General features: G+C 62.5%; 7 protein-coding genes. All 7 read right to left on the reverse strand.

The window, feature by feature from the left end; all coding sequences use genetic code 11:
- Positions 1-131: 131 nt before the first annotated feature.
- The gene (locus Q0176_RS09010; RefSeq protein ID WP_299301807.1) at positions 132-977 is read right to left on the reverse strand and encodes a methyl-accepting chemotaxis protein; all 846 of its coding nucleotides are present in this window, start codon (positions 975-977) and stop codon (positions 132-134) included.
- A gap of 18 nt (positions 978-995) precedes the next feature.
- Positions 996-1,769, reverse strand: a complete 774-nt coding sequence (locus tag Q0176_RS09015; protein WP_299301810.1) for an MBL fold metallo-hydrolase — start codon at positions 1,767-1,769, stop codon at positions 996-998.
- Positions 1,770-1,839: 70 nt separating this feature from the next.
- Positions 1,840-2,895 carry a nitronate monooxygenase family protein gene (locus Q0176_RS09020; protein ID WP_299301825.1) on the reverse strand — a complete coding sequence of 352 codons (1,056 nt, stop codon included), beginning with the start codon at positions 2,893-2,895 and terminating at the stop codon, positions 1,840-1,842.
- Positions 2,896-3,050: 155 nt separating this feature from the next.
- Positions 3,051-5,570, reverse strand: coding sequence for an adenosylcobalamin-dependent ribonucleoside-diphosphate reductase (locus Q0176_RS09025; protein WP_299301813.1), 2,520 nt, complete (start codon positions 5,568-5,570; stop codon positions 3,051-3,053).
- Between the two features lie 217 nt (positions 5,571-5,787).
- Positions 5,788-7,779, reverse strand: a complete 1,992-nt coding sequence (locus Q0176_RS09030; protein ID WP_299301816.1) for a hypothetical protein — start codon at positions 7,777-7,779, stop codon at positions 5,788-5,790.
- A gap of 96 nt (positions 7,780-7,875) precedes the next feature.
- Positions 7,876-8,655, reverse strand: a complete 780-nt coding sequence (gene tpiA, locus Q0176_RS09035; RefSeq protein WP_299301819.1) for a triose-phosphate isomerase — start codon at positions 8,653-8,655, stop codon at positions 7,876-7,878.
- Positions 8,656-8,693: 38 nt separating this feature from the next.
- A partial coding sequence (locus tag Q0176_RS09040; RefSeq protein WP_299301822.1) for a phosphoglycerate kinase occupies positions 8,694-9,804 on the reverse strand: 1,111 nt, incomplete at its 5' end.

The following is a 9,804-nucleotide window of genomic DNA, read 5'->3' on the forward strand; positions in this document are numbered from 1 at the left end:
CCACATATCTGTAAAAAATCCCTCCCCTAAACCAAAAAACAATGCATTTTTTTTGTTTGTTTTTGTTTTCGTTTTTTTAATAATGTCCTATAATGTATCTTATGTTACAAAAAATTGAGGAGACCCAGAACTCACAGCCGTATCTTTTTCAGGTTCTGCTGCGCCTGGACAATGGCGGAGATCGTTGAGGCCATGGCTCCGACCTTGCTCGATGTCTCGTGCATGGTCTCGATGGCTCCCTCCATCTCGGCCGATGTCCGGTTCAGTTTCTCTCCGGCGTCCTGAATCATCGACTCCATGGATTCCATCGTCGTCCTGTTGTTGGTGAGGCAGTCCGAGAAGGAGGATAACGTCCGCTGAATGGTCTCGAACAGCTCGTTGATGCTGCGCATATTCTCCATCGTTCCCTGGACGGCCCCGGATATCTCGCCGACCTTGGCGTCGATGGACTCCGACGCCGTCCTGGTCTCCGCGGCCAGCTCCTGAACGTTGTGGGCCACGACCGCAAATCCCCTGCCGTGCTCCCCTGCCCGGGCCGCTTCGATGGAGGCGTTGAGAGCCAGAAGGTGCGTCTGCCTCGCGATGCGCTGAATGTTGTGGGAGATCTTGCCGATCTCGAGGAACAGTTCCAGGGTCTTGATGGTCGCGTTCAGCGTGTTGGAGACGGTCTCGCTCATGCCCTCCAGGCTTGTACCCGATTTAGCCATCTCGGCCATCAGGTTTGCATTGATCGTGTTGATGGCCTCGACGCCCTGTTTCGCATCCCGGCTCCCGGACGCGAAGTCCTCCCTCAAAACCTGTAAAACGTCATAGAGGTGGGTAAACCGGTTGGAGGTGTCCCGAACCCGATCCTCCACCTTGAGGACCCGGGAGACGAGCACCTCATCCAGCTGGGACATGAAGGAGTCCATCTGGACGCCCGCGAAATACGCCCCCGAGAGAGTGTGTATCAACCCCAGGCTTTTTTGCTCCGTCATGAAGGGTCTCCTTTCGCCTCAGCGTCCGCAAATCCGGTCGAGGATATCCGTCCCGCACCGAAGCCCCTCGAACCAGGAGAGGAACTTTCCGACGTTCTCCCGGCCCTGGATTACGGCTCCGTGCTGGGGGGCGATCGTCTCGACGTCCAGGGCGGACACGCGGTGCACCCAGTTGCGGCACGCTGCGTTGGAGGCCATATAGCGCTTGTGAAACCCCTCCATGAGCGGCAGATGGGCCTCGAAGTCCGTCACGATGGGATAGCGCTTGCCTTCGGGAAAGAGCGCCGCGCCGATATCCCCCGTGAAGAGGATCTTGGAGCGCGAGTCGTAAAGCGAAAAGCACCCTGTGGAATGGAGGAAATGCGAGGGGACCATCACCAGCCGCGCCCCTCCCGACAGGGTCAGGGACTTTCCTCCATCGGGAATGGAGACGATGCGACGCCCGTCGTAAATCCCGAAGTGCGGGAGAAAGCGCACCCACAGCTCCGAGATGTGCACCATGGCCCTCTCCGCCATGGAGAGCCACAGGGTGATGCCCGAGGATACGTCGGGATCCTGATGGGAATAAAAGATATGGCTGATGGCCTTCAGGTCCACGAGCTCGGCGACGTTTGCCAGAACCCGGGGGAATACATGGGCCCCACCCGGGTCGAGAAGCACGATTTCCCTTCCGGAGGTTATGACGTACTGGTTGGTCTGGACGGCCATGCCGTCCTCCTTCTCCTCCCACCCCAGCATGATGAAGCGGTGATCCTTTTGCTCGAAAAGAGGAAACGACTCCAGCTGCTGCATTTCAATCTGCCTCCATCCTGCGCATGGCCGTCCTCGACACGGCCTTCCTTCGCCTCCGCACGGGACCCCGTCACTCCGGGAAGAGCTCGGAGATGACCTCCGAGACCTTCTCGATCTTTTTGACCTTGCTGACGTTGCTGCCGCAGAAAAAAAGCCCCTCCTCCCAGTTCCCCTTGAACGCCTCGACCAAGGCCGCGGCAATGCAGAAGGTCTCGCGGGTCTTGCGGTAGCGGCAATGGGTGAGACAGTTGGCAAAACAGGGGCTGCTGGTCACGTTCCCCTCCAGGTACCGGGCGACGAAGGGATTGCGGATGGCCCGTCCGGGAAGTCCCGCGGGGCTGTGGATCAGAACGACGTCATCCTCCGTCGCGTCGATGTAGGCCTGCTTGAAGCGGTCCGAGGCATCCCCTTCCTCGGTACAGGCGAATCGGGTGCCCATTTGAACGCCCCTGGCGCCGAGCTCGAAGGCCCTCAGGACGTCGGAGCGGTCCCAGATCCCCCCGGCCGCGATGACGGGGATGTCGGCCTGCATCTCCTCGGAGACGAAACGGACCACGCCGGGGACGGCCGTGGCCAGGGAGAGGGCGGGGTCGTAGACCTGCTCCATGGTCATGGCGCCCAAATGCCCTCCGGCGGTCGCGGGCTCCTCGACCACGAAGGCGTCGGGCCGGCGTCCGTACTGCTTCTCCCAGCGTCTGGTGATCAGGCTGGCAGCCTTGGCGGAGCTGACGATGGGGACCAGGGCCACATCCGGAAAGTCCTTCGTGTACTCGGGAAGCCGGAGGGGCAGTCCGGCGCCGGATATGATGATGTCCGCCCCGCCCTCCGCGGACGCGCGCACCTGGGTGTCATAGTCGGTCAGCGCCACCATGCAGTTGACGGCCAGCACCCCGCCCTCCCCCGCGATGGCGCGGGCCTGGGCCAGCACCTCCTTGATGACGATGGCGTTGGCCTCGAAATAATTGTGTTTCTTTATGCTGAAATGAGGCGAGTCGTGGCAGAGTCCCACGCTCGCAATCGTCCCTATGGCACCGCACCGGGACACGTGGCCTGCAAGGTTGGCTCCCGAGATACCTACGCCCATACCCCCCTGAATCAGGGGATATCGCGCCTGATGTTTCCCTATCTTTAGAATCGGTGCTCCCGCGCTCACCTTTCAAACCACTCCTTAATCGTATCGGTCCCTCGAGAACGAGACAAGAGAACTTAGTATAGCATGAATCATCGTTCATGCCCTCCGGGGTCACCCTCCCCTCCTGCTTCCGCTTTCTGCGGCGGCCCCTATTTGCAGGGGCTGTATCCGCAGCTGAAACAGTAGGCGCAGCCCGATATCATCTCCATGGGGGAATCGCACTCCGGACAGATGGCGCCGCCCTCGCGCGGTCCGCCGCGGGACGTCTCGCCCCTCTCGACGAGCTTCTCCAGCAACAGCGCTATGGCGTCCGGAATGGAGCGCGCCACGCGCTGGTCGTCGAATTCGAACATCCAATATTCCTTCCCTGAAAGGCCCTTCAGGGTATCGATGAAGTCCTCCAGCTTGCTTCCGGAGCGAAGGCCGATGGAGATGACCCGGGAGAGGGCCTCCGTCATGGCCTTGAGCTCGGATCCGCTCTTGCCGACGTTGATGAAGATCTCGAAGGGATCGCTGCCGTCAAAATTCAGGGTAATGTAGATGCTGCCCCATGGAGTGCTCTCCTTGATGGTCTTGCCGAACACGACCAGGCCGGGGCGCGCCTTGACGCTTCGGCTGGCGAGAGCCTTCTCCTGGTCGTCCCCCTTCTTGATCTCGATGGGCTGATAGGAGCGCGACCCGTCGCGGTAGATGGTTATCCCCTTGCATCCCAGGGCATAGCAGGACTCGTAGACGCGCCGGACGTCCTCCACCGCGGCGGAGTTCGGAAGGTTGACCGTCTTGCTGATGCCGCTGTCCACGATGCGGGCAAAGATCCCCGTGACGCCGACGTGCTGGGCCGTCGATATGTCGTAGGCCGTCACGAAACTTCTGTCCGACAGCTTTCCCGTCGTGCGATACTCCTCGCGCTGCTCCTCGGAGAGCAGCTTGTGCCAAAATTCCCTCTGCTCGGTCCCCGACCCGTCGACCTTCGCGATATGACGGTTCCAGGACCAGGCGAAGTTGGGTTCGATGCCCGAGCTCGCATCGAGGATCATGGAGATCGAACCGGTCGGCGCAATCGAAAGACGCCGGCTGTTGCGGAGCCGCCCGTTCACGAGGCCCTTGAGGATGGCCTTGATCTCCTCGAAATCCAGCCCTGACAGAGGGTTGTCGAGCTCCGACAGGGTGTTGACCAGGGTCAGAGGGACGAGCTCCGATCTTTTCATGTGCGACAGAAGCTGGCCGCATTCCTCCCTGGAGAGGCGCGCGAACCAGGAGTCGCTGAAGAGGGTCCCCTCGCTGAACAGCCCCTCGCCTCCCTCGACCTCGCTTTTGAACGCCGCAAAGAGGTCGCGGACCAGGGGATGCTCCGGAAAGGGCTCCTTACCGGCCTCGGACACGATCTGCGCCGTAGCGGACAGGGCGGACGCCGCCAGAGCGCAGCCGAGATCCCTGCAGTACAGCTCGAACTCCGGGCTGCCGTAGACGATCCCCTGAAGGATCGAGGCGTCGGCCAGGCCCATGATCCCCAGCCCCACGGGCCGTATCCTGCGGGTCCTCTCCCCTATCTTCGGGAGCGGGTAGCTGCACGCGTCGATGACGAGGTCCAGGTAGTACATCGAGCGGAAGACCTGATCCCGAAAACCGCTCCAGTCGAACTCCCCGTCCTTCGCGAAGACCTCGACGTTGATCGATCCGAGGTTGCAGCTGGTGTAGTTGGGCAGAGGCTGCTCGCCGCAGGGGTTCGTGGATTCGATGTCCCAATCGGGGTCCATCTTCAGAAGGTTGTCCTGACGGGCCCTGTCGATGAAGAATATCCCGGGGTCCCCGCGCTTCCAGGCGCTCTCGGAGATATGATCCATGAGCTCGCGCGCGCTCACCGTCCTGACGCGTCCGTCCGCCCGGGAGTGGAGGTCGAAGGCCCCGTCCCGCGCCGCCTCCTTCATCAGCTTGTCCGATACTGCGACGGAGACGTTGAAGTACGAGAGCTTCCCGTCCTCGGTCTTGCAGTCCACAAAACGGTAGATGTCCGGATGATCGTCGAAGAGCATGCCCATGAGCGCGGCACGGCGTTTTCCGCCCTGCACGACGACGGCCCCCATGGTGTTCCAGGTCTCCATGAAGGAGACGGGGCCCGACGCCTTGCCGCCCGTCCCCCCGCCGATCTCGGAGCCGAACTCCCTGAGATGTCCGAAGTTGCCGCCGACCCCGCCCCCGAACTTGCTGATGACGCTGGCGTCCCTGACCGACTCGAAGATCCCCTCGATGCTGTCGGGAACGTTGATGACAAAACAGGCGAAAAGCTGCTGATTCTTGGTGCGCGCGGAGTGGATGCGGACGTAATCCTCGAAGGACATCGCGTCCACCCTCTTGTAGAGAAGCTCGGCAAATTCGGGCTGGACCGTCAGTCCGGCGGCCGAGCTGAAAAGGCAGGGCGAATTGAAGAGGAAGCGACGGTTCAGGATGTCGCTCGCGATATTCTTCTCCAGAGCCTGAAGCCAGTCCAGGGAGCCCGGCGACTCGGGATCGAGGTAGAGGGTCTCGGCGGAAGCGATGGTTCGGGCTATGCGCCGGGTGAACTCCTCGAAGCTCCCCTCCTTTCTGAGCCCGCCCACGGAGGCGTCCCAGCGCTGTACAAAATAGCGCTGCCCCAGGAGCCACATCGCGTTTTCCGACAGGCGGGGCACGGACGGCGTCTCCAGATATTCCGAAACGATATGCATGTCAAAACGGTCTTTTAGCGAACGCTCCAAAACTCAACTCTCCTTTGGCAGGCCCCTTCCGTTCAGGAAGGGGCGACCCCCGGGGAAGGATCAGACAAAAGCCCCGATCTTCGGATCGGGGCTGAATCGATGAGCGTGATTCCCGAGTTCTATGCTTTCTTGAGGTTCTTCCGGAAAAGGGTCAGCGGACAACCTTCATCCAGACGATCTCCTGACCCGCGTAGTCCTCCTCGCCCGGCAGGATGTCCAAGCCCGCCGACCCCTTCAGGCCCTGCTCCTTGGCCTTGGCGGCCAGCTCCTCGCGGGAATTCGCGTCCGCCACGGTCCCGATGTAGAGGACACCGTCCTTCTGCCGGAGGGTCACCTTTCCCTTCAGCGCCTCGGCCATGCCCTCCAGCTCCGCGTCCTCGATCTCGGGCTTGCCCTTGAACACGGGTTCCGCCACCGCCTTGGCCTCCATCAGACGATCCAGGGGCGATGGGGCGGAGGCGGCCATGTAGCCGGCGGCGGCCTTCACGATCTTGGCCATCAAGCCCTTGCCCGCGGGCACATCGGCAAGGGAGAACCTCACAAAACCCTCGTCCATCCGAGGCGCCCAGCTGCCGGCGAAGGGGACCGAGAGCTCGGCCCCGAGCACGTCCTTCACGGAGTCCAGAATCGCCTGAGGCAGATTTGCGGCCAGAGCGTAGAGGGGGGAATCCTTGTCGCTCAGCATGCCGTTCAGAGCCGTCCAAATCGCCTCGAAGTCGAAGAAGGACGTGCTGAGCGAGCTCTTCTCCAAAAGGGCCTTCAGGCTGCCGGAGACCTCGGGCGCAGCGTTGAGGCCGGCTATATCCTGTATCCCCACGAAGAGAGTTTCCCCCTTCACCCCCAAAAGGACGGGTGCTGGGAAGAGGTTGGGATCGACCTGCAGGACCTTCTCCCAGTCCTTCACGTCCACGGGAGCGGTCGGCAGCATCGCCGCGAGCTCCTCGTTCTCCGTGACCTTCTTGAAGATCGAGGAGGCCGCACCCTCCCTGCCCGTCAGAGCCAGATAGGCCCCGGGCGTCTTGGCCCCGGCGACCGCGGCGCTTCCTCCGCAGACCAGGGAGACGCTTCCGGACAGCAGGTTCTCGACCTCGGACTCGGTGATACCGTATTCGGCCAGCTGCTTGAGCCCATCTTTCCAGATCCTGGCTATCTCGGGGTAGACGTCGAGGTCCGAGCTCTTGAAGGACAGCTTCGAGCTCAGGGCAAACAGAGGCCGTCCCCCCCCCGTCAGGAAGAGCTCTCCCCCGGGCACGGGCTCCATCTTCGCAAAACGCTCCAGGTAGGCGCTATTCAGCGCCTCCTCGATGTTGGCCGCCATGGAGAACAGCAGGCTTCCGGGCTCCCTGTCGATGTTGTATTCGATCTCCAGGGGGGCCTTGAAGTACGCTTTCAGGGCGTCGAGATCGACCTCGTCGATCTTCTTTCCGCCCTCTCCGTCCGCCTTCTCCTTGGCCTTCTGCTCCTTGGCCACCTTGAGCATGGTCGGGAAGTCGAGGTGCAGCAGCGAGAAGTTCCTGGACTCGTGGCGGCGTTTCACGGAGAGGCGCTCCTTCGGGTCCGCAAGGGCCTTGAGGCTGGCCTCGAGGTCGGCGGGAGAGAGCCCTATCAGGAGGAGCCCGTCCCTGGCCGTCAGGGCGGCCTGGCCGTTGAGCAGGAAATAGGGCCCCTGCGCCCCATTCTGGAGCTCGACATTGAGGAGGGGGCCGAAGGCCACGGCCCCATCGCCCAGGGCGAGGGACACGATATCCTCCGGCTTGGCCTTGCCGCTCTCCACGAGGTCCAGCTGGGACTTGAGCTCCGCGGGCAGGGAGAGGGCCACCTGGAGGAATGGGGTGAGGTTCTCGTCCGTACCGGCCAGCAACGCGGTGGTCTTCACGGGCATCTTGCTGACGATGGCCGCGGCCATGCGGAGCCCCTCCAGCTCACTCTCGTCCAAGAGAGGGGCGAACAGGTCTATGTTATCGGAGGAGAGGATGCTTCGGGCCAAGTTGCCCAGGTCGTCGACATGGAACACGGAGTAAAGCGCACTTGAGGGTTTTGCGCTCAGCGCATCCTCCGGGACGGCTCCCCATGCCGAGGACGCGAAGACCGCCAGCAGAACGGCCAGACCTAAAAGCGCTCGTCGTCGAATCCCTTTCATCAACGAAAAACCTCCTTAAGATTATTGAGTAGATGACCTTTCCAGGAAAGCGGAAGGACCTCCTTCCGCTTAAAGCTGCGGCAAAAGGGTTTTTCCTCGTTATGATCCGGCGTAGGCCGTATAGATCTCCAAAAAGGACTCGGCCTTCAGGGAGGCCCCGCCCACCAGGGCCCCGTCGATCGCGTCCATCGAAAGCAGCTCCTTCGCGTTCGAGCCCTTGACGCTGCCTCCATACAGGACGGTCGTGCCGATATCCCTTCCTGCCGCCTCCGCAAGCAGCCTCTTGCTCCAGGCGCAGACCTCCTGCGCTTCGGCGGAGGTCGCGGATTTTCCCGTCCCAATGGCCCAGACGGGCTCGTAAGCGTAGACGACCTGGGCGGACTCGTCGGCGGAGAGCGGCTCGACGGCCGAGCGCAGCTGACGCTCCATGACCTGGAAGGCCCTTCCGGCCTCCCTCTCCTCCAGCGTCTCCCCGTAACAGAGCACGGGGATCAGGCCGGCGTCAAAACAGGCTCTCATCTTTTTGGCGATCAGGGGTTCCCCCTCGCCCAGGATGTGGCGGCGTTCGCTGTGCCCGATGATGACGTGCGTGCAGCCGCATTCCTTCAGCATGGGGATGGAGACCTCGCCCGTAAAGGCCCCGTGATCCCCGATATAGACGTTTTGGGCCCCCAGAAGCGGCATGGGGCCGGATACCGACCGCATCGCTTCGTTCGCGGCCCAGAGCGAGGTAAAGGGCGGGAACACGGCGACCTCCAGATTCCGGCCCATGACGGCCTCCAGAGGCTTCGCAGACCGCGCGAACTCGGACATGAACGCCGTCGTCTCCGCGCGGGTCATGTTCATCTTCCAGTTTCCGTAGAGGCGGATCTTCTTCATCGGGGACGTGACCTCCTTCTCGCTTTTACTTTTTCGCTCTACTTGATCTCGAACGGCGCCATTCCGGGAAGCGCCTTCCCCTCGCAGTACTCCAGGCTGGCCCCGCCGCCCGTCGAGACGTGGGAAAACTTGTCGTCGAATCCGAACTCGCGAACCGCGGAAGCGGTGTCCCCGCCACCGATCACCGTCACGGCCCCGGCCCGGGTGCAGTCCGCGACCGCCCGGCACATGGCCCGCGTCCCCGCGGCGAATCGGGGATTCTCGAAGACCCCCATCGGCCCGTTCCAGAGGACCGACTTGGCCTCCTTGAGGGCCGAGGTGAAGAGCTCGATGGTCTTGGGGCCGATATCCAGCCCCATCCGGTCGGGGGGCATCTCCGTGCTCGAGACGACCTTCGTCTCCGACGCGTCGAGCACGGCGGCGACGACGCTGTCCACCGGAAGGAGCAGCCGGACTCCCCTGGCCCTGGCCTCCTCTAGGGTCTGCCGGGCGAATTCCAGTCGATCCGTCTCGCAGAGCGAACGGCCGATCTCGAGCCCCTGAGCCTTCAGAAACGTGTAGGCCATGCCCCCGCCGATAAGGATCGTCGTAACCTTGTCCAGGAGGTTCCCGACGACGGCGATCTTGTCGGATACCTTGGCCCCGCCCAGAAGCAGGACGAAGGGTTTTGCCGGGGCTTCGCTGACGGCCCCGAGCCTCTTCCCCTCCCGGACCAGGAGATCGCCCGCAAAGGACGAGAGCAGGGGGATCACCCCACTGGTGGAGGCGTCGGCCCGATGGGCCGCGCTGAAGGCATCCATGACGAAGACATCGAAGGGCTTCGCCAGCTCGGCCGCGAAGGCCGGATCGTTCTTCTGCTCCTCGGAGTGAAAGCGCACGTTTTCGAGGAGGATGACCTCCCCCTTGGACAGGGTGTCCAGCGCGGCCTGCACCTTGGGGCCCACGCAGTCATCGACGAACAGGACCTTGACCCCATAGGCCCTCTCCACGTCCGGGACGATCTGCTTCAGGGACAGGAGAGGATCGAACGCGCCCTTGGGGCGGCCAAAGTGGGAGATGAGCGCCACCTTCGCGCCCCCGTCCAGGAGCTTGCGCAGGGTGCTCTCGTGAGCCCGGATTCGTGCGTCGTCGGTAACCCTTCCGTTCTTG

This window comes from uncultured Fretibacterium sp., from assembly GCF_938040765.1.
GTDB lineage: Bacteria > Synergistota > Synergistia > Synergistales > Aminobacteriaceae > CAJPSE01.